This is a genomic window from Bacillus clarus, from assembly GCF_000746925.1.
In the GTDB taxonomy this organism is placed as follows: domain Bacteria; phylum Bacillota; class Bacilli; order Bacillales; family Bacillaceae_G; genus Bacillus_A; species Bacillus_A clarus.
This window is the reverse complement of the sequence record NZ_JMQC01000009.1, coordinates 124,579-149,296: the sequence shown is the minus strand read 5'-3', so window position 1 is coordinate 149,296 and position 24,718 is coordinate 124,579. Positions and strand designations below refer to the sequence as shown.

The 24,718-nt window shown below is 34.1% G+C and carries 23 protein-coding genes and 4 pseudogenes; 26 read left to right on the top strand and 1 reads right to left on the bottom strand.

Features of this window, described 5'->3' with window-relative positions:
- The first annotated feature begins 261 nt into the window (after positions 1–261).
- From esaA to DJ93_RS27345, 25 genes and pseudogenes are all read left to right on the top strand, one after another.
- Entirely contained in the window at positions 262–3,843 is a 3,582-nt protein-coding gene (esaA, locus tag DJ93_RS27455; RefSeq protein ID WP_042984581.1) for a type VII secretion protein EsaA, read from the top strand.
- On the top strand, positions 3,818–4,330 hold the full coding sequence (gene essA / locus DJ93_RS27450) for a type VII secretion protein EssA (protein WP_042984744.1): 513 nt from the start codon (positions 3,818–3,820) through the stop codon (positions 4,328–4,330). Before esaA ends, essA begins: the two co-directional genes overlap by 26 nt.
- 13 nt (positions 4,331–4,343) lie before the next feature.
- Positions 4,344–4,595: an EsaB/YukD family protein gene (locus DJ93_RS27445; protein WP_042984579.1), complete on the top strand. Its 252-nt coding sequence runs from the start codon at positions 4,344–4,346 to the stop codon at positions 4,593–4,595.
- Positions 4,596–4,783: 188 nt separating this feature from the next.
- On the top strand, positions 4,784–5,992 hold the full coding sequence (gene essB / locus DJ93_RS27440) for a type VII secretion protein EssB (RefSeq protein WP_042984578.1): 1,209 nt from the start codon (positions 4,784–4,786) through the stop codon (positions 5,990–5,992).
- Positions 5,993–6,032: 40 nt separating this feature from the next.
- Positions 6,033–10,535: a type VII secretion protein EssC gene (gene essC, locus DJ93_RS27435; RefSeq protein WP_042984577.1), complete on the top strand. Its 4,503-nt coding sequence runs from the start codon at positions 6,033–6,035 to the stop codon at positions 10,533–10,535.
- On the top strand, positions 10,532–11,341 hold the full coding sequence (locus DJ93_RS27430; protein ID WP_042984576.1) for a DUF3952 domain-containing protein: 810 nt from the start codon (positions 10,532–10,534) through the stop codon (positions 11,339–11,341). Before essC ends, DJ93_RS27430 begins: the two co-directional genes overlap by 4 nt.
- Positions 11,342–11,370: 29 nt before the next feature.
- On the top strand, positions 11,371–12,939 hold the full coding sequence (locus DJ93_RS27425; protein ID WP_042984575.1) for a lipase family protein: 1,569 nt from the start codon (positions 11,371–11,373) through the stop codon (positions 12,937–12,939).
- 64 nt (positions 12,940–13,003) lie between these two features.
- Positions 13,004–13,264 (top strand): hypothetical protein, encoded by a 261-nt coding sequence (locus DJ93_RS27420; protein WP_000363076.1) that lies wholly within the window; start codon positions 13,004–13,006, stop codon positions 13,262–13,264.
- A gap of 1 nt (position 13,265) precedes the next feature.
- Positions 13,266–13,604: a DUF4176 domain-containing protein gene (locus tag DJ93_RS27415; protein WP_000656386.1), complete on the top strand. Its 339-nt coding sequence runs from the start codon at positions 13,266–13,268 to the stop codon at positions 13,602–13,604.
- Positions 13,605–13,973: 369 nt separating this feature from the next.
- A pseudogene (locus tag DJ93_RS34695) lies at positions 13,974–14,498 on the top strand (hypothetical protein).
- Positions 14,499–14,802: 304 nt separating this feature from the next.
- Positions 14,803–15,351: a TNT domain-containing protein gene (locus DJ93_RS31660; protein ID WP_080743749.1), complete on the top strand. Its 549-nt coding sequence runs from the start codon at positions 14,803–14,805 to the stop codon at positions 15,349–15,351.
- A 4-nt stretch (positions 15,352–15,355) separates the two neighbouring features.
- Positions 15,356–15,982 (top strand): hypothetical protein, encoded by a 627-nt coding sequence (locus DJ93_RS27400; RefSeq protein WP_042984574.1) that lies wholly within the window; start codon positions 15,356–15,358, stop codon positions 15,980–15,982.
- 258 nt (positions 15,983–16,240) lie between these two features.
- Positions 16,241–17,689 carry a pre-toxin TG domain-containing protein gene (locus DJ93_RS34150; protein WP_117287954.1) on the top strand — a complete coding sequence of 483 codons (1,449 nt, stop codon included), beginning with the start codon at positions 16,241–16,243 and terminating at the stop codon, positions 17,687–17,689.
- Positions 17,689–18,123, top strand: coding sequence for a hypothetical protein (locus DJ93_RS27385; RefSeq protein WP_003193666.1), 435 nt, complete (start codon positions 17,689–17,691; stop codon positions 18,121–18,123). Before DJ93_RS34150 ends, DJ93_RS27385 begins: the two co-directional genes overlap by 1 nt.
- Positions 18,124–18,224: 101 nt before the next feature.
- Positions 18,225–18,305 (top strand): annotated as a pseudogene (locus DJ93_RS34690) (helix-turn-helix domain-containing protein); the annotation flags it as partial.
- Entirely contained in the window at positions 18,274–18,444 is a 171-nt protein-coding gene (locus DJ93_RS31645) for a DNA/RNA non-specific endonuclease (protein WP_080743748.1), read from the top strand. The pseudogene DJ93_RS34690 and the gene DJ93_RS31645, both read left to right, overlap by 32 nt.
- Before the next feature lie 21 nt (positions 18,445–18,465).
- Complete coding sequence (locus DJ93_RS27380; protein WP_042984573.1) at positions 18,466–18,921, top strand: immunity protein YezG family protein; 456 nt, start codon at positions 18,466–18,468, stop codon at positions 18,919–18,921.
- Positions 18,922–19,077: 156 nt separating this feature from the next.
- A pseudogene (locus DJ93_RS34685) lies at positions 19,078–19,261 on the top strand (hypothetical protein).
- Between the two features lie 126 nt (positions 19,262–19,387).
- On the top strand, positions 19,388–19,639 hold the full coding sequence (locus tag DJ93_RS27375; RefSeq protein ID WP_042984572.1) for a hypothetical protein: 252 nt from the start codon (positions 19,388–19,390) through the stop codon (positions 19,637–19,639).
- 214 nt (positions 19,640–19,853) lie between these two features.
- Entirely contained in the window at positions 19,854–20,006 is a 153-nt protein-coding gene (locus tag DJ93_RS34145; RefSeq protein WP_241484386.1) for a hypothetical protein, read from the top strand.
- Positions 20,007–20,147, top strand: a complete 141-nt coding sequence (locus tag DJ93_RS27370) for a hypothetical protein (protein ID WP_241484385.1) — start codon at positions 20,007–20,009, stop codon at positions 20,145–20,147. It begins immediately after the preceding gene.
- A gap of 211 nt (positions 20,148–20,358) precedes the next feature.
- Positions 20,359–20,649, top strand: coding sequence for a hypothetical protein (locus DJ93_RS34140; RefSeq protein ID WP_241484383.1), 291 nt, complete (start codon positions 20,359–20,361; stop codon positions 20,647–20,649).
- Between the two features lie 42 nt (positions 20,650–20,691).
- Positions 20,692–21,507 carry a hypothetical protein gene (locus DJ93_RS27355; RefSeq protein WP_196777065.1) on the top strand — a complete coding sequence of 272 codons (816 nt, stop codon included), beginning with the start codon at positions 20,692–20,694 and terminating at the stop codon, positions 21,505–21,507.
- Positions 21,508–21,877: 370 nt separating this feature from the next.
- Complete coding sequence (locus DJ93_RS27350) at positions 21,878–22,354, top strand: hypothetical protein (RefSeq protein ID WP_117287955.1); 477 nt, start codon at positions 21,878–21,880, stop codon at positions 22,352–22,354.
- 11 nt (positions 22,355–22,365) lie between these two features.
- On the top strand, positions 22,366–22,692 hold the full coding sequence (locus DJ93_RS27345; protein ID WP_042984571.1) for a hypothetical protein: 327 nt from the start codon (positions 22,366–22,368) through the stop codon (positions 22,690–22,692).
- A 129-nt stretch (positions 22,693–22,821) separates the two neighbouring features.
- Here the strand turns inward: DJ93_RS27345 and DJ93_RS27340 are convergent.
- Positions 22,822–23,350, bottom strand: a pseudogene (locus tag DJ93_RS27340) (IS6 family transposase); the annotation flags it as partial.
- A 524-nt stretch (positions 23,351–23,874) separates the two neighbouring features.
- Between DJ93_RS27340 and DJ93_RS27335 the strand changes: the two are divergent.
- On the top strand, positions 23,875–24,717 hold the full coding sequence (locus tag DJ93_RS27335) for a DUF3952 domain-containing protein (protein WP_042984732.1): 843 nt from the start codon (positions 23,875–23,877) through the stop codon (positions 24,715–24,717).
- Position 24,718: the final 1 nt, after the last annotated feature.

Sequence of the window (24,718 nt, the reverse complement as noted above, 5' to 3'; positions counted from 1 at the left end):
AGGAATATTTGTAAAAAGGGAGAGATACTGCCATTTTTCTTGGGATTATACTACAAAATAAATATAAATGCTTAGTAAAAAAAGTATAAGGTAGCTTGAAATTTGTTTGCATCTCTCCCGCATTAGCGGATAGTAAAGCTCCTACTAATGAAAGTTTCACCTTATTGTGGGTATGAAAAGGAGTATCCGTTTTCGCGACTACTAGAAGTAAGCGAATAACAGTATACAGACAAAGAGTTTTACTAGCAGGAGTGGTGATGTGTGAAAAAAATAAAGTGGAGCATAGTATTTTTTATTATACTGACGCTTGCGCTGTCTACTGGAACCTCCTTTCTAGCACTGAATCAAGTGAAGAAAGGAAAGAGTGATAAAGATACACAAAAGATGACGGTTGCGCTGGTTAACGAAGATCAAGGTGCAAACCTGAGTGGCAAAAAGATTGAATTTGGTAATGAATTTATTACGAGTGTGGAAAAAGATAATACGCACGATTGGTATGTAGTTAGCCGCGGGGTAGCAGAAAGCGGGCTAGCACGTAACGTCTATAATATGATGATCGTTATTCCGAACGATTTTTCCAAAAAAGCATTATCAATTGAGTCGAATGCGCCGGAAAAGGTGACGCTTAACTACAAGGTAAATACAACTGGTAATAATGATGTAAAAGCAGAAGCAGAAAAAACAGCAAGTTCGATACTTGGAGATTTCAACAGCCGAATTATCGATGTTTATTTCGCTAGCATTATCGGAAACTTGCAAAATGCGCAGGATAACATTACAACTCTTGTAAAAAAAGAACAAACTTACACCGATGTGTACAATAAAGAGGTTCATAGCCCGCTAGCTGGTTACACACAGCAGTTTAAAAGTGTTCAAGATCAAACGGGTGTAGCGAAAGGTAGTTTTAAAGGATTACAAGAGATTTTAAATGGGTTTAGCAACAATTTGAATGAAGGTATGAAATCCAATCAGACCAGTCAGACAGCTTTTGGTGATTTTAATAAAATGAAGGAAGCAAATGGCCTTGTCTTAAAGGATTTCACGACACAGTTGACTCAGTTTGACCAAAGTATGAATACAACAGATATAGTGCAACAATTTGCTAATTTAGAATTAGCGAATAAAGTAATTTACAATCAATTTCAGTTGAAAGAAGAGCAGCCTAATATTTTATCGGATTCAGCTGGTATGCAAAAGTATTTGAGTGATAACAGTGCGAAAATTCGCAGTTACAGCACTGAGTTAGCAAATACAATAGGACCAGGGCTTACGGCATCAATAACTGAAAAGCTAAAGCAGGAAATTTCAAATTCTTCTGAGGGTCATCAAGACGTATATTTAAATAAATTCTTTGATGCACCGGATAATCATGCGAATCAAAAGATTCAAGAGGCTATTAATCAGTTACCGTCATTAAATAAAGATGATATTCAAAACATTGGTTTATCAGATGGGACGAAGAAAGAACTGGAAAATGTTATTGATATCACAAATAAATATAATGCGAAAAAACTTTATACACCTACGCGAGGTACAGATACTATTCCAATGGTGGAAATGATAAAAAAAATTAAGGATAATTTGACGACATCTGGTGTTGAAGTAAACGATAAAGCAGTATTGCCAGCTACGAAAAAAGAAGGGCAATATATCACATTAAATGTACCAGACGATTATGAAGTGACAAGTGTAAAACTGGTTATCGGAAATGAAGCAGATTACACAAAGGAGTACCTTGAAAATAAAAAAGTTGTTTTACCAGCTACAGACAAAGGCGATTTCGAAATTAAAGCGACATTACGTTTAAAAAATGCTAACAGTAATATTTCTGTCTTTGAGCCTGTAACTTGGAGTTGGAATTTGACACAAGAGGATACAGATTATGTCATTGATAACCCATCATCTGACATGAAACCAAAACCAACTGAACCGCCTATACTAGGTCAATCACGTACGATTACTAATCAAAATCCTTTGAAGAGGGTAAAGAAAAGTGACAGTCAAACGCAAAATAGTGGTAGCCAGACAGGTGGAAGTGACAGTCAAACGCAAAATGGTGGTAGCCAGACAGGTGGAAGTGACGGTCAAACGCAAAATGGTAGCGGCCAGACAAGTGGAAGTGATGGTCAAACGCAAAATGGTGGTAGCCAGACAGGTGGAAGTGACGGTCAAACGCAAAATGGTGGTAGCCAGACAAGTGGAAGTGATGGTCAAACGCAAAATGGTGGTAGCCAGACAAGTGGAAGTGACGGTCAAACGCAAAATGGTGGTAGCCAGACAGGAAAAAATGATGGAGAGACACAAACAGAACAGCCCCCTACAAAAGATGAAGAGACGAATACAGAAGGGGAATGGAAACCTGTAAATAATAATTACATTACTCACCAAGTTATGTCGTCGTTAGATCCGAATGCGACTAATAAGCTTGTACAAGCAGTTGAAGATACGATTAAAAATTATCAAAAACTATCTAACATGTATAACTTGTATTACGGGTTTGAGGCATCAGCCGATTTACCGGAGGATTTTAATCAAAAATCACTTACGGATTTAACAGAATCACATCAAGATTCATTATACTACCTGTTCAACAAACGCGATGTGCTTGACTTATTAGCGGAATACATTGCTAAGCAAACGACAGAAGAAGTACAGAAACAAACAAAAGATTTGAAAGATAAATTAGATGCTTATCTTCAATTGGTTGATGAAGCAGATAAAAATTCTACACATTTAACAGAAGTAATTAAGCAGACAACTGAGCAAGCAAACGCGATGAATACGAATCTTACGCAAACGTTAAAAGATTTAGCAACATGGCGTGAAACAAGCAATAAACTAATCGATCAACAAGGGAAAGTTGTGACAAATAGTGATGGTGAACAAACGGCGACGCTTGCGTTAGACGGGGAATTCAAGTCTATTTTTACACAAAGTCAGACACTCGCTGATCAGTCGAAGGGTAACTTAATATCAGCTGACGATGTGTATAAAACGTTTGATAATATCGATGACCAAGCGAAAACGATTCAAGATAGTGGAGATTCGCTAGTTGGTCAGGCGACAAGGCTTTCGAATGATCTAAGTAAGAAACTAATTGATGATAAAGATTACTTGAAAAATTTCACGAAAGTTCTCGCAAACAGTCGCGTTGGCGAACGACAAAACGAAAACTTATATAGCTTCCTTGCAAACCCAGTCCAAAAGAAAAACGATGGTGTTGTTGTAGCCGCAGATACGTTTACACCATATTTATTAGTACTGATTTGCTTCATTGTTTCTCTATTTACAGCTTATGTAATTTCAAACCAAGAACGAAAACGCATAGAAAAAAGTGCTTTTGAGGAAGAGATGTCATTGGTACTGAAAAACGTACCAATTACGACTGTTCAAGCTGGTATTGGAATAGTTGAGGGGATTCTAATAGGCGGTATTTCAGGCTATTTATTGAAAATTAATCATGCAGAATTCCTAGTATGGATCAGCATGTTTACCAGCATTATGTTAGTGCTAGTTCTCATTTCAGGCTACTTATTACGCCAAATGAAAATGATCGGAATGTTTATTTTGCTAGCCACGTGTAGCCTGTATCTGTTCCTGACAGATGCAGTTGGGTTGAATCTTGATAAAATGTCGACTGCTGCTAAAATACGTGAATTTTCACCGCTTCAATATATTGAGAGTATGATTACTGGTTTTGCAAACGACCGAGCAAATTGGTCGACTATTATGTATAGTTTAATGGCAGCTGTCGTTATTGGCTTTGTGGTAAACTTGTTCGTCATACGCAAATACCGGGCAGAAGAAAGGGATGAATATGAAGCTGATTCTCATACGAGCTAGTTTCATTACTGCTTTTTTGTTGCTTTTTCTTGCTCCGTCGTCCCTTTACGCTGATACGGGTAGCTATCTTGATCATAACGGCAAGATGGATTTGAAAACGGATCGTGTGGAACAGATAAAACAGGAAAAAGTCGAAAAAGAACAAAAGGAGACCCAAGAAACTGAGCTTGAAAAACACGCACCAGACTTGTTTAAAGAACAAACAAAAGATGTAATTAAAGAGAAGCAGAAACAAATAGAGGGCGAAACGAAAGCATTAAATGACTCATTGTTTGTAACATCAGACAAGAAGGATACAACTGTGAAGGACAGACAAAACAGCTTGTTTGCTCAAAATTATACGGTTAGCAACGCTGTTAACGTTGACCAAAAAACTAATCAACTAGAAACGGAACCTATCAGTACACAAATGATAGGAATCCTATCTGGTGTAGTACTAGCAATTTGCTGCGGCATTTATGTTGTAATACGGAAAATTTGGCAGTAAGGGAGAAGGAAGTATGGCAGGACAAACACATATTAATGTCACAATTGACTTTAGTAAATGGGATAGCAGCTTATATGATCTGCGTATCCCGACCCATCAGCCCGTCAAACAGCTGCTCATGAACATTGCTGAAGCACTAAAACTTGATGTGATAGAAGTTTCTCGCTGCGCTATTAAGGTTGTTAATAAAGAACTGTTACTCACTGACGATGATCGGTTAATTGATTATCAGGTAACGGACGGGGATATATTAAAAGTTTTGTAGAATTAAAAATCTTTCTTTTTAGTTAGGTGAGAGTAACTGACCGTGCATAGAAGCGGTCAGTTACTGCTTTTGTCAAAAAAAAAGCTAGAAAGCAAGAGTGGATCACTTCTACATAGCAGCGACTTATATGTTGAAAAATCAAAATGAATTTATATAGAAAAGAACATGAAAAAGAGGAGTAAGAGACTATGACAGAAAGAACGATTCAGCTAGATTCGATGCAGTATCTATTTGAAACGACTGAGCATATACGGAAATTGAAGTTATCGAAATCACAGACGCGTGTGAAGGACATGCGGCAATTAGAGTTAATCACAGAAAAATCTAATTTCTTTGTACCGGCTACAGTAGAAGATCATGAAGATATGTTTACATTTGAGTTCAACGTTAAGGGATATACAAAGGAATGGGAAGATGTACACAAGCTAGGAAAGAACGATAAATTACGATTATTGCTTAATGTTGCTCGTTTTCAAGAGTGCTTACAAACGCGAAAAACTTTCTTCCTTCATCCAGACAATCTAGTATTCGATGACAATTATATGCCCTATCTAGTTTATCGTGGTATCCGTGATATTGTACCACCGTATCGCTTAGATGATGAGAAGTTTTTACGTCAGTATAAATGTTTAGTTGTCGCAATATTCTCGAAGAAATATAGTTTTGATGAATTGTATTCTGGTTCATTGAACAATGCAAAAGATACAGCATTCGAACGTAATGTCGTTGAGGCTGGTACATTTGATGACCTTGTAAAGTTGTTAAATGATCATTACAGAAGAGAACAAACGACAACAGAGAAAAATATGCAGCTTGTGTCAAAAAAACGATTCCGTTTATTTAAACGATTATCCATTTTGATGATTGTTGCTTCGATTGTTCTCGCAGTACCGCTTGGCTATTTCAGTTTTGTAAAAATGCCTTATCAAAATAAATTGTTAGAAGCAGATAAGAATTTCTTGGCGACAGACTACGATAAAGTAATTAGCACTTTAAAGGAGCAGGATCCTGAAAAACTACCGGATGCATCTAAATATGTTTTAGCTTCTTCATACGTAAAGGCAGAAAAACTAACAGATGATCAAAAAGTAGCAATTATGAAGAACGTGAGCCTAAAAAGTGATAAAAATTATTTATTATATTGGATTTACAATGGGCGCGGAGATTTCTCTAAGTCTTTAGATCTTGCGAAATATATCGATGATCCGCAATTGATTATGTACGGATTAATTAAACAAATTGAACAAGTGAAAAATGATCCTAAGTTGACTGGTTCGACGCGTGAAGAAAAAGTACAGAAATATCAGAAACAATTGGAAGATTACCAAAAAAAATATAATACAAATTCCGCAGATGACTTATCAAATAAAAACCCATCAGGAAATAAAGCGAACTAGACATCAGACGAAATAAAAATAAAAGAAACGGGAGATAGAGATGGTACAACTACTAACAATTAGTTACGGTAATCAACTGCATAAATGTCATCTTAATCCGAAAAAACGTGAATTAGTCACAATCGGAAATAAATGGTCCGACACAGTTACTTACGCGGACTTGGAAACGCGTGTAGTGGTGAAGTGGGACGGCGAAGCATGGAAACTTGAGGATGAAGCATTACATGTAAATGAACATGTGACTTTAGATATTACGAAAGAGAAACAAATGCATTTTTACTTAACGGATGCAGGAGAAGAGTATGTGTATGACATGGCTTCCAAGTATAGTATTTCGTTTGGCGCAACGGATCGCGATGATGTGACAATTAAAAATATGACAGCTGCTAACTTGCTGTTTATCCGTGAAACATTGGGAGATTGTTTTAAAGTCGTTGTGAATGACGGCTATGTATATCATAACTTTTTTCGCATGACTGGTGAGGTAATGCTTGACCCAGGCGATCAACTGTATTTTGATGGTGTAACAATCAAAGTTGGGAAAGAAGATATTCAAATATTAGCTTCACCTAATCGCGTTACATCAAAATTAACACCTTTAATTGAAGCTGATAATGATTTAGGTGAAGAATATCCGAATTATCATCGTTCCCCGCGGATTATTTACCGTGAGCCAGAAGAAAAGATCACGATTGGAAAGCCATCCCACCTACCGTCAAAACCAAGTGAACAACTGGCACAGATGATTGTCCCGCCGATTGTGATGATTGTATTGACGGTAGTCGTTTCAATCTTTCAGCCACGCGGGATTTTTATTCTCGCATCACTCGGGATGACAGTGGTAACAGTAATTATTGCATTAACCACATATTTAAAGAATTTAAAGAAATACAGAATTGATATGAAAGAACGGAATGAAAGTTATCAAAATTATTTGAAGCAGAAAACGCAAGAATTGTATGCCGCAAGTGAAGAGCAAAGGCATGCTTTAGATTATCATTATCCAAACATTGAACAAATTCGTGATATGGCAGTAAGAGTAGATTCGCAAATCTATGAAAAAACAATGTTCCACCATGATTTTTTAACATATCGCGTTGGATTGGGCCGTGTTGATTCTAGTTTTGAAATTCAGTTTAACAAAGAAGAGTTTACGCAAAACAAAGATGAATTAATAGAAGCTGCAAGTGGCTTACGTTCGCAATATATGGGTTTAGAGAATGTACCAGTTGTGACTGACTTAGTGAATGGCCCGGTAGGTTATATCGGACAACGAAAATTAGTAATCGAACAGCTGCAAATGCTCGTTATGCAAACAGCTCTATTTCATAGTTATTATGATTTACAATTCATTACGATTTTCCCAGAAGAAGAAAAAGCAAGCTGGGAGTGGATGCGCTGGTTACCGCATGCGAGTTTACGAGATATTAATGTTCGTGGGTTCGTGTATCATGATCGAAGCCGAGATCAAGTATTGAACAGTTTGTATCAAATCCTGAAGGAGCGCAAATTAGCATTAGAAGAGAAAGGCAATTCCAATGAAAAAATGTATTTTGCACCTCATTACGTTGTATCGATTACAGATGAAAAACTAATTTTAGATCATAGTGTAATGGAGTTCTTTAACGAAGACCCGAGCGAACTTGGTGTATCTCTCATCTTTGTAGAAGATGTTATGCAAAGTTTACCGGAACATGTGAAAACAGTTATTGATATTCGCGATGCGAAAAACGGGAATGTTATCTTAGAACAAGGTGAACTAGTGAATCGCCACTTTACGCTCGATCACTTCCCAGATGGTTTCAATAAAGAAGAGCTCTCTCGTGCATTAGCACCGCTGAATCACTTGCAGAACTTAAGAAACAGTATTCCAGAAAGTGTTACATTCCTTGAAATGTACGGCGTTGAAAAAATTCATGAACTAAACATTAAGGCTCGCTGGGCGAAAAACGAAACATTTAAAAGTTTAGCTGTACCGCTCGGCTTACGTGGTAAAGATGACATCGTCAACTTGAACTTACACGAAAAAGCACACGGACCGCATGGATTAGTCGCAGGTACAACAGGGTCTGGTAAATCAGAAATTATTCAATCGTACATTTTATCTTTAGCGGTAAACTTCCATCCGTATGAAGTCGCATTCCTACTGATCGACTATAAGGGCGGCGGAATGGCGAACTTATTCAAGAACTTACCGCATTTATTAGGAACAATTACGAACTTAGACGGCGCTCAAAGTATGCGTGCCCTTGCGTCGATTAAAGCAGAATTACAAAAACGTCAACGCCTATTTGGCGAATACGATGTAAACCATATTAATCAATATCAAAAACTATACAAACAAGGCAAAGCGAAAGAAGCAATGCCGCACCTATTCTTAATTTCAGATGAATTTGCTGAATTAAAATCAGAACAACCTGAATTTATGAAAGAATTAGTATCAACGGCACGTATCGGTCGTTCCCTAGGAATCCACTTAATCCTAGCAACGCAAAAACCGAGCGGGGTCGTAGATGACCAAATTTGGAGTAACTCCAAATTCAAATTAGCACTAAAAGTACAAAACGCATCCGACAGTAACGAAATCTTAAAAACACCAGATGCCGCAGAAATTACACTGCCAGGCCGCGCATACTTACAAGTCGGAAATAACGAAATCTATGAACTGTTCCAAAGTGCATGGAGCGGAGCGGATTATATTGAAAACAAAGAGGACCAAGAACAACTAGATACGACGATTTATGCGATTAATGAACTTGGGCAGTATGAGATTTTGAGTGAGGATTTGAGTGGACTCGGAAACAAAACGGAAATCACAACTGTACCGACTGAACTTGATGCGGTTATCGATTATATTCATGATTACACAGAAGAAAATCGAATTGAAGCATTACCAAGACCGTGGTTACCACCGCTTCCAGAGAAAATATTCTTGCAAGACTTACATCCAGTAAACTTTAAAGAAGCATGGTCAGGTGAAAAGAAACCATTACAAGCAACAGTTGGTTTACTAGACCAGCCTGAACTACAAGCACAAACACCGCTTACGTTAGACATAAGTAAAGACGGTCACGTTGCAGTCTTCTCAAGTCCAGGATACGGAAAATCAACGTTCTTACAAACAGTTATTATGGATGTGGCGCGTCAGCATAGTCCGGAGCATTTGCATGTGTACTTAATCGATCTTGGAACAAATGGTCTTTTACCATTAAAAGGATTACCTCATGTGGCGGATACAATTACAATTGACGAAACAGAAAAATGCTTGAAGTTAGTAGAACGATTAAATCAAGAAATGAAAGCTCGTAAGCGCATGTTAAGCCAATATGACGTAGCAAGCTTAGAAATGTATGAAAAAGCTAGCGGAAATAAAGTTCCGAATATCATTGTAGCAATTGATAATTACGATGCGGTAAAAGAAGCTAGATTTTACGAAGAGTTTGAAATGCTTATGATGCAAGTTGTCAGAGAAGGTGCAAGTGTAGGAATTCATACATTGATTAGTGCTGGTAGACAAAGTGCACTACGCATTCAACTATACAATAACATTAAGGTACAACCTTGTCTGTACATGATTGATCATAGTGAAGTATCAAGTATTGTAGGACGATCTGATATTAAGATTGAAGAAATTACAGGACGTGCACTGATAAAACTAGAAAATCCTACATTATTCCAAACAGCATTACCAACAACAGCAGAAGATGAATTGCAGCAAATTCAGTTGTTACAACAAGAAGCAAATGAAATGGATGAAGCATGGCAAGGAGAGCGTCCTAAAGCAATTCCAATGATGCCAGAAGTAATTGATTTAATGACATATCGTAACTATAAACAAGTGAAACAAGCATTACAATTAGGACGAATTCCAATGGGTCTTGACTTTAAAGAAGTGGAAGTTGTTGCCCATGATAGTGCGGTAAATGACCACTTAATGATTTATAGTGTAGACGATAGTATAAGAAAACAAGTCGTATCAAGTATCATTTCTCAAACGAATAAAGACTATTTTGAAAGTGTAACGTTAGTAGATACAAGCGAATACGGATTTGTTCAATATAAAGAGAATGTGACCCATTACATCGTAGCAGAAAATGATGTAAATACACATCTCAAGCAGTGGATGGAAACTATTCGCGAACGTTCCAATGAATTAGCACAAGCAAGACAAGAAGGTAGAGAAACACCAACATTCGCAAAACAATTCATTATTATCGCAAATGTTGAAGAATTGAATCGACTTGTTTACATCGACGACGTAACGGCAGCAACTTTAATAGATTCATCTCGTGCAGTAGGCATCTACTTTATCTTTGCTGGGCATCATGAATATATGGACCGAAACAGAGATGCATTGCCAATGAAAATGCGAAGTAAACTAACAACAGCAATTATCGCGATGCCTCTAAACGACCAAAGCATTTTCAGCATCAAGTATGTAAGTAACGAACCAGCTTTAGGAAAAGATGAAGTATACTATTATGTAAAAGGAAGCATAATCAAACTGAAAATGCCAAGAGTAACGAACGAGGTGACGGTATGAAGAAAAAGAAAGGTAAGGGGATGATTATTATGACGATAGTTGCGTCTTTATTAGGCGGATGTAGTTTTGGAGAAACGAAAATTGAGTATGAACCATTTGTAAAGGCTTTGGAAGAAGGAGATATGACGAAGGTTATGTCTGCAAGTGATGATGGGTATGCGAGTGTGACACAAAGAGGTATATATAGTACGTATGAGGAAAAAGAAGATGGAAGACACGTTAAAAGAATCTATCAAAATACGAAAGGTGTATATAATACGAAGGATAAAAGTTTATATGGAGGTACAACACAAGAAATTACTACTGATATAGAGAATGAAAAGGAAAAAGGGACAAACGAAAATTATAAAGAAGAAACCGTTTATAGTACAAGTATTATGTATAAAAATGGGCAGGTACAAAACGATTCCAATGTTGATGTTTCTTACGTTAACTTAATTGTGGAGCGTTTAAAAGGAATAGGGAAATTGAAGATGAAGCCAGGCGATGATATCAAAAAGTTTGATCAGCCTAATACAGTTGGATACAGCTTAACTGAATCAGAATTTCAGAGTATTATTAATGACAAGCTGAAAATACAATATGATGAATATAGTGGGGCGACAATTGTGCTTCATCTTGACGCCGCAAAAAGTCCAAAGCAGATACTGGAATTAAGTATTGATGTAGACTACAAGAAAAAGAACGATGAGGGAAATTTAGTAAAATATGCATTACAGATAACAACATATTTTAATAGAAAACAAGATAACAATAAAGACGCTAAAAAAGAATATGTAGATTATAAAGCACAGTATAAAAAATAATAAATAATTAAGAAAGGAGATAACCTAGTATGGAGAATAATGAGAAACAGGAACCAATTAAAAGGTTAAAAGTAGCTACTGATTGGGGAAAATTGGAGCTAGCTGGTAAGGATATATATGATTATCGAGCGAGGAGATATCCGTATAATAAATCAACCGAACAAGATAATACAGAGAGGTTAAAAGCGAATTTTAATGCAGAGCTTATAGATCATAAAGTAGATGAAAATACAGGATTTGCAGCATATGCTTTTAAAGATAAGACCACAGGAGAAATTGTAATATCATATGTAGGAACAGAAGATGGAACGGATGCAAAAACAGACGGTGAAATTGGTATTCACAATATAACGGGTGCAAATAAAATAGCATTGGGAGATTGGAACGAGGATCTTGCGGTAAAGCAGTACGATCAAGGTGATTTGTTTTATATGAAGATTAAACATAATAACCCTGATGCGGAAATTAGTGTAACAGGACATTCATTAGGTGGTGGTATAGCTGACACGGTAGCGTTAAGACACCGAGAAGATAATATTGAAGCGTTAACATTAAATCCAGCTCCTGTTCTAAAGCGAGATGTTGAAAAATTCGGTGACGGATTTGATATGAAGAACATTCGGAACATTATTAATGAAAATGATCCACTACACATTGGGATAAAGGCAGCTGATTTTACCGTTCCTGGAAGAATGTATATAGTTCCAAACCAAGCATGGCATTCTTACGCTTTTACAGAAGAAGATTATGGTAAAAATGATAAGCTAATATGGTGTGATAAATTACCAAGTTCTAACGACACAGGATTTGATGGGATTCCTGGATTTTTAGAGCTGGCCCAATCGTCAGGAGCTTTATATACAGGAACTATATATAAAGTATTTGACAGAAAGGTTTCTCCAGTAGAGGAAGCGGTAGGAGGTTCAGTAGTAGAATTTATACTAAAAGGGACACCACTTACACCTTTCATAGCGACCTTGTTTATGTATTCAGATGGTGTACAAGCTGCAGGAGAAATTAGAAAAATAAAGGGTCAAGTGGAAGAAAGTATTTCTAGATTAAATAAAAAGTATGAAGGGCTAAAGTCTCAAGTTACAATAGAAGCTATTAAGTTTAGTATGGCAGCTAGCATAGAAATTAAAAGTAAAGTAGATGCAGCAATTGACTTTATTGAAACAAAATTAGCTACATGTAAAGAGAAAGTGTTAGAAGTATTAACATCAGTCTTTAATGCAGCGATAGATGTTTTTGTGGGAGCTCTTATGGTGTATTTGAACCCAGGTGAAATTATGGCAATCGCAAGAGAAGTAGCACCATCTCTTTTGAAAGATATTGTGGATGTGTTTAAAGGTGATTTTGTCATGGATACAAATATTACTGCAGTTGTAGAAAGTCATATAAGAAGCCATCGTCAATCACTTCTTAATCTCTTTATGAACGATAGCAGAAAAGGCATAGATCGTTCATTGCTTGGTGAAATTTCTAAAGATGTGAAGGAGCTAGCAAAAGATTTAAGGCAATTAAATGAGGATGTTTCCTCTGCAGTTACTTCCATGATGGCAAAAGACGAAGAGTTAGGGGCGGTAGCATATTATTAAAGGGTTCTAAAAGTAGTCTGGAAGTTTCGGATATTTATAGAATATATAAGTAAGGAGAAATGTTATGGATTTGCATTTGATTATGAGTAAAGTTCATAGTACATTTTCGGATAACGGCGGGCGAGATCAAATATTGAGTGTAGTGAAACAACTTGAAAATACTGCAGCTTCTTTAACAACAGATATTAGAAATTTAGAGAGCAGTATTGATACACATATGAATGGGAAAACACGAGATGCATTCATGGATCGAATTCGTCAGTTAGAAAGAAAACGGCAAAAAATAGAAGAGAAAATTAATGCATTAAAAGGGACGGTTAATTAATATGAAAGATTATATGGAGAAGGTATTACCATTAGGAAGTGTAGTAAGATTAAGTTCTGATGAAGATGCAGATTATGTTATTACAACAAGAGGGATATTATTGGATGATACAACATTCTATGATTATGGAGGAGTATTATATCCATTAGGCTTGACAGAAGAAACATATAAACTCTTTAATCATTCAGATATTGTACAAGTCCAATTTGAGGGATACCGAAACAAAATTGAAGGCCAATTTGCCTCTAAATTTAAAATGTGGCGTAATGAGTTTGTAGAAAAGGTAATTGAAACAAAGAAAAAAGAGCAGACAGATCAGGTAGTTGAAACGAAGGAATAAAAATTATAAGCCTTCCCCTTTCTATATTTGAACTGTACCCTATAAAATGAAGGGTTTTACAAAAAGGCTCTAGAGAATATAAATTTAAAAATGGCTTCGGATATTGATCCGAGGTCATTTTTTGTATTTATGCAATCGAAAAATAACTAGCTAGATTAAACGGCGCAAGATATGATAATTTTATCGCTAGTGTGGATTTAAAATAAAGTCACGATGTTTATAAAAAAGTTGTGATATTTTGTCTCTTTCAATTTAGGAATTCTAAGTGACCGGAATTACTTACACTTCGTTTTTCTTAGTAAACCAACAACGCAGATTAGTTACACATCAATAATTAAAATATCAGAACTTTAGGAAGGAGGGGGGATTATGATGAATAAAGAAATTCAAGAATTGTTTGATGATCTCAATTTATTTGCCAGACAAATTGCAAACGTAAGATTGTCAAATATATCATTTGATGTATATGAATTTAGAGATGAATATGCAATGCAAGTAGACTTAACATTCGCCAGAAAAGGTTAATTTGATAATATTCAAGAGGCATTTTCTGCACTATTTAAAAAGGAATTGTTCGATGGAGAAGAATGGGATATTAGTGATGAGCCAGACCCTTCAGACGAACAATGGCTAACATCACTAAAAGATGGTTGGATTAATACATACTATTCAAGAGTATGTATTAGCATAGAGTCAGTAAACAAAGATGACTTTATAAGTAGATTTAAAAGGGATTTAGCTGATGTGAATGCACCAGAACAAGTTATTAAAGAACTCTTAATTAGATTAAGTCATATTGAAACAATACAAGTACAAAAGGGGTATGTTTATGATTGTATATTCGGACAATCTGATAGCCATTATTTTTTGTATGAATGGGGAATATATGATTAAAATCATTATAACGACTAAGATTGTGACGAAACGTACTTAAAGTAACGGGGGCGTTGGTGAAATAACGGATAACAAAACAATCAAACTTTTTTATAAAATTTTTATACTAATTAGCAAAAAAGGACTCCATTTTAACCAATCTTTTTTCAAAATGGAGTCTTTGGGTTTGGCGTAAAATCAAGGTGCATACAATATTTCTAATCCAACTATAATTCAAACTTACAGCTAGAACGGAAAACTTACGAGGTGGTTTTGCTGAACCTTGTAAAAGAAGGAAAGCAAAGCCGATATTGGATGAACAAATATGGAGGGGATTTTTGATGGGTTGAATTTGAAAAGTGATGCGAAGACCGTAGAACTGGGAGCGGGTGACGCTGAAAGGATAATCAGTGAAGCTTATAAGGAAAAATTAGAAAAGTGGGCTTATCCTCCTAGTAAAGAAAAATATACAAAATATAAAGAGATTTACGACAATCCTAAGTATTATAATCAAGAAACAGGAGACATTAATTGGCCACCTAATAATGGTTTTGAAGGAACACCAGAAACAGTTAAATTAGAAGAAGGTATGTTAATTGATAGATTCGGAGGTCCTAATGGTGGATTTTTCTTTCCAGCAGGCGAACCATACGAAGCAAGAGCATTGGCTCTTCATAGTGATGAGGCAGATTATTATGTATATAGGATATTAGATGATTTTGATGTTCTAGGAGGAAAAGCTGAACCTTGGTTTGATAGACCAGGTGGAGCAACTCAGTTTGTAAAATACCATGATGATGGAAGCATGTATACGATTCAAGAATTTATTGATGAAGAATTTATAGAGTTAGTATCGGTAAAAAAAGGGGGATAAAAAATTGAGAATTGATGATTTAATCATGTACTTAGGAAATGATTTTGTCATAGATAGTAAAGAAGAACAAGGAAAGACTATTATATCAGTCTATACAAAGGATTCTTATCATATCGATTTAGATACAAGATTAGAATTGGTTAATTTGGGGGATTCCTCAATTTGGACATTATTTCAAGTACAACGAGATCAGTTTTTTCAACTATCACAATTTCAAAGAAAAGATACAGCTATGTTAGCGCTATATATATCTGTAAAGGGGAAATTTGAACAATTAGCCTTAGATAATTCTGTTAAAGAAAAACTAAGATCAATGTCAAATGATACGGAACAGTTACAAAATATTTTAGAAGCTAACGTCGAGAGTAAATATTTTTCATTAATAGATACAAAAATGGGAGCAATAAATCTATATAAGACAGGAGAAAAATATGATGTTGTTTATTTGAATCCAATGAAAGAAAAAATTTGGATTTCAAAGGAAAGAAAATTACCACATGCAGTAGTTATAGTATACAATTTTAGTTCTAAGTTACAAGAATTTGATAAACTCATTGAATCTGTAGATATCGAAAAAGCTTTATCTGCTATAGAAATAGAAAGTCTTAAGAGAATCTATATAGGAAAGTAAATCGGAGTATAATTTAGAATAAGATCCTCAGTGAGAGGGACTGTAATCTATAAAATATGGACAGTTTCATAAAAGAATTTTTGAGAATATGAACAAAAAATGACTTTGGATTATTGGTCCAAAGTCATTTTTTCATTTATGCAATTGAGAAGTGCTCAGTTAGGAGTTATTAGATTATAACTCCAATTTCAGGATGCGGACAGATGAAAAATTGGCATAGGAAATCATACGACAAATAAAGGAAAAAAAACTTCCTTTGTGCGAGATTTAACGATTGATAAATATGAAACTAGCAACATCATTGGCGCCAAAGAAACAATTATGACAGGGTCCTATGGACAAACAGCGGAGCACATAAAAGACAAGATCAAAGTGAGTGATATTTTCTCTTCCAACAACTTTTTTATGACCAGTTTAAAGGCAGAGTTTGACGCATATAAGAAAGAGAATCCAAAAGACAATATGTCTTATGAGACCTATCAACAGAGAAGATTAAACAGCCGAGCGTTTAATTATGACTCAATAAAAGATCAACAACAAAATAAGGAATTTTGGCGTGATGTAGGGATACTGGGCACGACGCTATTGTTAGCTGGTGCCACAGTGTTCTTTCCACCAGCTGGTGCAGCATTATTTGCCTTTACAGCGAGTGTTGGTGTAATGGAAGTCTCCAGCGCCGTAACGGGAAAAGATTGGCTGACACAACGGAAACTCGATACAAATGAACGTTGGCTACGAGGTGTGTTAGGATTCGTAGATGTAGCACCTGTAGCTAAAGGATTGCATGCCTTTGGAAATAAGGTAGCGGAGGATGCAAAAGACAATTTATTAAAAACAAATCCAGTGTGTAAAGAATTTACAAAACAAATAGAGGTTCATCCTCAAAAACAAGTAGTAGAAGAAGTAATAAGTTACATTATAAAAAAACAAAACTCTGTAGACTCAGAGTTATTGTTAAGTCCAGATACAATTAATAAGATTCTTAATAAAGTACCACATAATGATTTTGATTTAACACAAGTAGATAAATTTAAGGACGAAATATTAAATGCAGCTATTGAGGAGAATAAAAGAGGTTTAAATCCATCACAAAGAGCGAGATTATGGCAGGGAGGATCTCCGTACTTTGGGTTGGATGATTATGAAGATATGGTACTGAAAAAGGGAGAAATAGTATACACAGGTTATCCATTTCCAACAGGATATAGTTTTACAAAAGAGACGTTAGAGAGTGTTGGTGGGGATTCAAAGAAGCTGTTCCAAGGAGTGCAAGTTAATCCGAGAATATCTCCAGATGGCACAGGAGAGTATAAATTCCAAGTAATAGGTTTTGAAATGCTTGATGATTTACCTTCAGCTAGAGGAATGACACATGCAAATCCGCAATTAGGAGCAGGTGGATTAGAACAAATATTCACCCCGGATTTTCCACAACTTGTAAGAGAAGGAAAAGAAAAACCAATATTGGATGAACAAACTATGGCTAGATTAAGAGAAAAAGGAATAGAATTTGATCCTAAATTATTGCAACAAGTTGATAAAGATGGAGAATATGTTTACAAGACGAGTATTTGTAATAATGTAGAGGTATTAACAGATGATTCTAACATAATTAAACTCAATAATTATAATTTAAATAAAATGGAAATAAGACAAATTAAAGCGGCAATCAAAGACATAGAAAGTAGCGGCGGAGGAATAAGATAATGAATAATTTGAAGCAAGGTATATTAGAGATTAATAAAGATTTAATAGCTCCTAATCTTAACCTGAGCGAAGTTATTATGAAATTTAATAAAGATGATATTGAAATAATGAAAATAGATGATGTAACTACAGTTGTAGGAATATTATCCCCAACCAAAATAGGAACCAAAAATTTCAGAGTAGAAATCTTTTTTAAAAACGAAATAATTTGGTCTATTGATCTTAGAATAGATGATCCAGAGATAGACGAACCAATTATGAATGAGCATGATTTTTGGCGATATGTAGCTGAACAAAGAGAATGGCTTATTGAGGAATTAGGAAAAAGTGATGGGATACGTGATGATATTACGTTTGAGTGGGGAAAAATAGGTCCTTGGTTTGATCCGAGATCATTTGGAGCAGGTATAAGTATAATATATTTTCAAAAGTAACAGTATGATGATTGAATAGAGATGACCTCGGTATTGAGGTATTATCCCCTCATAGTAGACAGTTGAAAGAAAGTTACTGTTTATTATGGAGGGGATTTTTGATGGGGGAAATTAGAAGAACTTTTTCGATTGATTTTAAAATGAGAGTTATTGAAATATACTTACATAGAGGAATGGGCAGCATCTTTAAAAGAAACACCTTCTAAAGAAGTAACAGTTGATGTTGAAATAATTTATTCTGGAAATGATATGCGCCCAAAGGAATTTATAGTTAATTATTCTATTGATGGTAAATGGGGATTTGAAGTTATTGAGAATTAATGTAAGGTGTGAAAAGGTAGTATGAAAGAATTTGAAGATAAGTTTAGTGAATTACAGTCAGATATGATAGCTATATGTATGGAATTTGTTGAAGATAGAGCCGATAAAGTGTATGTTTACGCTTCATGTGAAGAAGGAATTATTTCGAGCAGATTCTTTTATTTAATTAATAATAAGTATGTAAAATGTCATAAAGTGAATGATGTATTGGAAGATGGAGATGAAAGATATGATGTGTCTAGAGAACGCCAGTTTATGGTATTGCGCATAATATGTGAAGATATCGAAAAAGTAAAAGTACTGTGCAAAGAATATGAAAGAGGCATGCCAACAGAGATGAAATTAATATATGATGTTAAGAGTGGAAACTTTAAAGCTGAGTACAAGTATGATTTAGTATATACGAATGATTCTATTAAAACAGCGGGTCATATTGCTGAGGAGTGGTTTGAGGAGGTGAAAAATAATAATCTTTAAATTGTTTACAGTTAGAGAAATGCTCTAATTTGAATTAATAACTCATGAAGGTTGTACCATCATGGAGTACTATGTGTAATGATAGAGTAGAAAAAGAAGTATGAGCTTAGGTAAGATGACATTTTGGTCGATGAATATAGGCACATGGAATGTTATATTAAATTAACGAACTCGTACAAGCTCCTAAGTTTTAGCGTATTACATGTCATGACATATAAAAGGTGTCATACTGTTACTATAAAACTTACAAAATTAATGCTACTTAAAAACATATGAACTTAAAGCACTTGATTGTCCACGGAAGGCAACAAGTGCTTTTTATTTTAAGATTATGACATAGGTTACTGGTAATTGAGCCTGTTTTTGATGTAGTAGGTGGGGAAATACAATGGAAATTACCAATGTCAATAGAGTATTTAGAAGAATTCGGATGTATAAAAGAAATTAAATAGGTAGGAGGTTTAAAATGTATATTAGTGAGCTAAAAACTAGATTGAATGAATTAGGAATAGAAGAACATGAATACAACTTAGGTGATAAATCTATTGGTGAATTGGAATTAGGTATATTAAAAGAAGAAAAAGTATGGAAAGTATATCAATCGTTAGAGAGAGGTGGAATGAATATTATAGATACTTTTGAAAATGAAAATGATGCTTGTGAATTGATATTAAAATATTTGATAATGCGAAAGAATCGCAGAGAGAGAAGAAAATAATGTTTTTCTCCTAAAAAATAAAAGGTTCAATTTAAAGGTATGATGTTGATTGAGTTGTTTATCTTCGACATATGAGTCTGAAAAGTAAGTATCAGGATTAATATGAAGATTCAAACGTTGCTAAATTAGATAATTATCAATTAAGCGTGGATGAAATTGATGATATAAAAGACGCTATTAGAGAGATAAGTAATACTGGAGGCGAGATTAACTAATGAGTAACTTAATAGATGGTGTTTTAACAATAGGAGGCATAGAGATTAATCCAAATACTACATTGAAGGATATAGAAGATGCATTTGGTAAAGCAAATGCTGATAATTATCCATTTACTGCAAGAGGGTTCACAGGAAGGAAGAATATTTAATTGACAGAATTTTCATATAAGAGTGGTTATGCAAGAGCTTTCCAAGATGGAGATATATTGAATATTATAGATTCAGAAACTGGAAATGTAGCAATAAAACTTGAATTTAATGAAGAATTGGGATGGATTGTAGTTGATTAGGAGGGAAGTATAATAAATTATGAGGGACTATGCTATTTATAAAAATAATTTGTATAGATTAAATGTATCGAATAATAAACTGAAGCTTATAAGTAATTCAAATGAATCTATAAAATATGGATTTAAAGAATTAAAATTTGAACAAGGATTCGTTTCGAAAGTAATATATATATAAGAGGTTGATATTAATGAAGTAGAGATGGCTTATAAATTGAAATACAAAGTAATATATAAAGAAAAAGAATTTGTTCCATGGGCAATAGGTAAGTTTATACTAGAAATAAATAAAATTCCGCTAGGTACAAATGATGAAAAAGAAGCTAGAAATTATGGATTTGAAAAGATGGAACAATTTGTTTTTAAAAAAGAGGTTCCAATAGAGGAAGTAGATGCTTTAATAGAAATTAAGGAGTCTATTTTGAAAATCCAAAATATGGATGAAAAGGTCACTAGAATCGAACAAAAGGATATAAGAAGTTATTTAAAGAACCTTTTAGAATAGATTATATTTAATTATATTGTATTAAAAGGAGAAAAAATGAAAATGAATAGTGTATCTATACAAGAAAAAATAAATGAATTAAATAGGATAGAAAGAAGCTCAGAGCATTATTTAAATAAATATAATGAAATTTTAAGATCTATAGTAAGTTTAAAAGAAATATACACTGTAGTTAGTAGAAATACAACAGATGAAGAAGTTAAAGATAATAAAGGGAAAATATTCTTTGGATTAAATAATAACATGCCTACAATGTGGCTTTTTTCAGAAGAAAAAATAGCAAAGGAATATGCAGAGTATTACCAATTTAAGAGAAATGACATATATTTAGTAAAAAAAGTTGAATTCCAAGAGTTACTAATAAGTTCTTATTATGCAATGTTCTCTGGTATATACCAAGTCATTATTGATGAAGGAAGAGATTTCTTAAGCTGCAACATATATGATTTGGTAAATGAGTGTTTTGTAAAACAAGGCCAACCTCCAGTATTAGCTAAAAGTGAATATGCAATTATGAATGTATTAAATAGTGTAAGATTCTGCGATGATAAGTTGTGGATTGTTCCAAGTAAGGATACAATAGGTGAAGAAATAATACTAAATAAATTTGTCCCAGTGGTAGAAAAAGATTATATTAAAGTTTTTATTAGTGAAAAAGATTGCAAAAAGTATTCTAAAGAGCAAGGAAATACAAATGAAATTGCAATAGATATGAATATGAGTAGCTTGCAAAATATAATAAAAGTAACTATTGATAATAATATAAAAAATGTGAGGTTTTTAATTAATGATAGTGAAGTTAAAATGAGTACTACTAAATTATACAATATATTACAACGGATGAATGGAACAGAGTAGTAGATAAAATTAAAGGTAATTTTAAGTTAATGAAATTAAAAAGTATTAAAACATTCTGTCATTTAAATGACTTTTGCTCTAAATGAAAGATGTAATGAAAAGAAAAAATAATTTTATATTATAACTAAGAATAGAACCAATGTTTCTAATGGAAGAAGCATTGGTTCTATTTTTATGTGAAAGAAATTGAGAGGAGTAATAACAATGTGTTTGAATGTAGCAAGAAAAATAGATACGATATATACAAACATAAAAAATAACTGCAGAAAATCTAGATCCCAAGCTGCGGCCAGTAGTAGCTTGGGATGTACCTGTAGAACATAACTAGTGGCTTGAGAAGAAAACGGCGACGTTTTTGGATAGGTTGAATTTGAAGAGTGGTGCTAAATATACTTATAGTATGATAGAGAATCCTGGACCTTTAGCTGAAATGAGGGGAAATCCAGCATCAAACTTTCTAGCAGGAAAATATAATGTAAAAATTTTGGATGAAGATACAACTTTATATCGTTCAGGCAAAAAAGGAGGATTAACAATTCCGGGAGAAGAACAAAATGCGCTTGGACAGTGGTTTACAAGAGAACCAGCAGAATCAGTTGCAAGAGTACAGATAGATTCTGCGGTTAAAGCTCAATGGATAGATCCTAAAACAGGTGTACTGACAGGTACTTCGCCAATAGAATCAACATACGCAATAAAAATTCCTAAAGGAACTACAATATATGAAGGGCCGGTTGGATATCAAGGAGGTCATTACCTTGGTGGAGAAAATTGTAATCAAATTTTTATTTCGGAACCATGGAAGATTAATGGGGTAGAGCCTTTAAGTGAAACACCAATAAAATAGGAGGTATGATAGTGAGTTCAAGTAAGTTAGTAATAGATAAATTAGAAAAACTTTTTAGTGAATTGAGTGTAATATTAGAGGAAAATAAGAAAGGTGATATAGATTATCAGATATCTGAAGTTAGATATGTAATTAATATTTTAAATGAATGCCAAAATAATAATTATATAGACTTTGATGATGTTATAAATGAAATAAAATTAATTTATAGTAATCTATATCCACCAAGAGGAGGATTATCTGATTTCTTTATATGGAAGGCAGATTTTAATGAACGTGTTAAAGCTAATGAGCCTTTAGGGAGAATTGGGGATGAATTGTGGGAAATGTTAAAGTAATTAATTGTAAAGGAATAGAAAATAATTGGTTCTGTTGCAGAGTTTTTTAACAGAGAAAAAATTGGTATGATTGCAGATGGATTTTATTCAATCGTTAGTAATTGTTATAATGCATGATACGTCGAAAAAACGCCTTTTTACATGTCTATGGTCTTGTTTAATGAGATTGTTCAAATGTTTGACTGTACAATGAGTTGTACGTCTAAAAAAACCTTGTTCTTTTAATTTGTTAAACGCGCAAAGTAGCGATGGGGCTTTGTCTGTTGTGAGAACTATTGGTTCTCCAAAAGCCTTCACCAATCTTTTCATAAAAGCATATGCCGCCTGATGATCTCTTGTTGTTCGAAGTTGAATATCCAATGTATATTCAACTTTATCGATCGTACGATATAAATAACGTCATTTTCCTTTCACTTTTATATAAGTTTCATCTAATTTCCACGATGATTGTACCTTTTTGTTTTTCTTCTTCCAGATTTGATAGATCAAATTTCCATATTCATGGACCCAATGCATAATAGTTGTTGGATGAACCGATATGCGACGCTCTCTCAAAAGTTCAGAGATATCGCGATAGCTTAAAGAAAAACGACAATAGTAGCCAACGGCTACTAAAATAATAATCCTTCTTAAATTGTTTTCCTTTAAAATATCCCATATAGTATTCTCCTCGCCTCATGTTTCTTACATTTTAACTTCCCTTAGAAAAGCATTGCAACAGAACCCTACTTTGAAAGTGTAACGTTAGTAGATACAAGTGAATACGGATTTGTTCAATATAAAGAGAATGTGACCCATTACATCGTAGCAGAAAATGATGTAAATACACATCTCAAGCAGTGGATGGAAACTATTCGCGAACGATCCAATGAATTAGCACAAGCAAGACAAGAAGGTAGAGAAACACCAACATTCGCAAAACAATTCATTATTATCGCAAATGTTGAAGAATTGAATCGACTTGTTTACATCGACGACGTAACGGCAGCAACTTTAATAGATTCATCTCGTGCAGTAGGCATCTACTTTATCTTTGCTGGGCATCATGAATATATGGACCGAAACAGAGATGCATTGCCAATGAAAATGCGAAGTAAACTAACAACAGCAATCATCGCGATGCCTCTAAACGACCAAAGCATTTTCAGCATCAAGTATGTAAGTAACGAACGAGGTGACGGTATGAAGAAAAAGAAAGGTAAGGGGATAATTATTATGACGATAGTCGCGTCTTTATTGGGAGGGTGTGGTTCATCTAAAACAAAGCTTCAAACAGGAACAAAAATTGAGTATGAAAGATTGGTAAAGGCGTTGGATGAAGGAGATATGAAAACGGTAATGTCTGCGAGTGATGATGGGTATGCGCATTTGAAAGAACAAATGATTTTTGTTACTAAAGAAGAAAAAGAAGATGGGACACATGATAGAACGATATATCAAACTATTGATGGAATATACAATACAAAAGATAAAGTTTTATATGGAAATACAAATCAAGTATTAACTACTGATATTGATAGTGAAAAAGAGAAAGATACAACAAAAAATTATAAAAAAGAGGATATATATAGTACCAATATTATATACAAAAATGGTGTAGCTCAAAGTGAAAATCCTAACTTAGATGTGTCGAATATTAATTTAATTGTCGAAGGTTTACAAGGTATAGTTAAAATGAAACCCACCAAAGATATAAAAGAGTTTAGTGAGCCTAGTAGCATTAGTTATAGTTTAACAGAGTCACAATTTAAAGAGATAATAAATGATAATTTGAAGTTAGAATATGATAAATTTAGGAATGCATCAATTGTTATCGGTTTTAATTCTGCCAAAGATACTAAGGACCACCCAATGAGTATAACCGAAATAACCTTAGTAGTAAGATATTATAAAAAAAATAATCAAGATAAAATGTTGTTACATCGACAACAAATTGCTGTGAGTTTTAGTGAAAAAGTTGAAAATACTCAAAATGCATTTAATAAATATATAGAATATGAAAAAAATATAAAACAAAATAAATAAT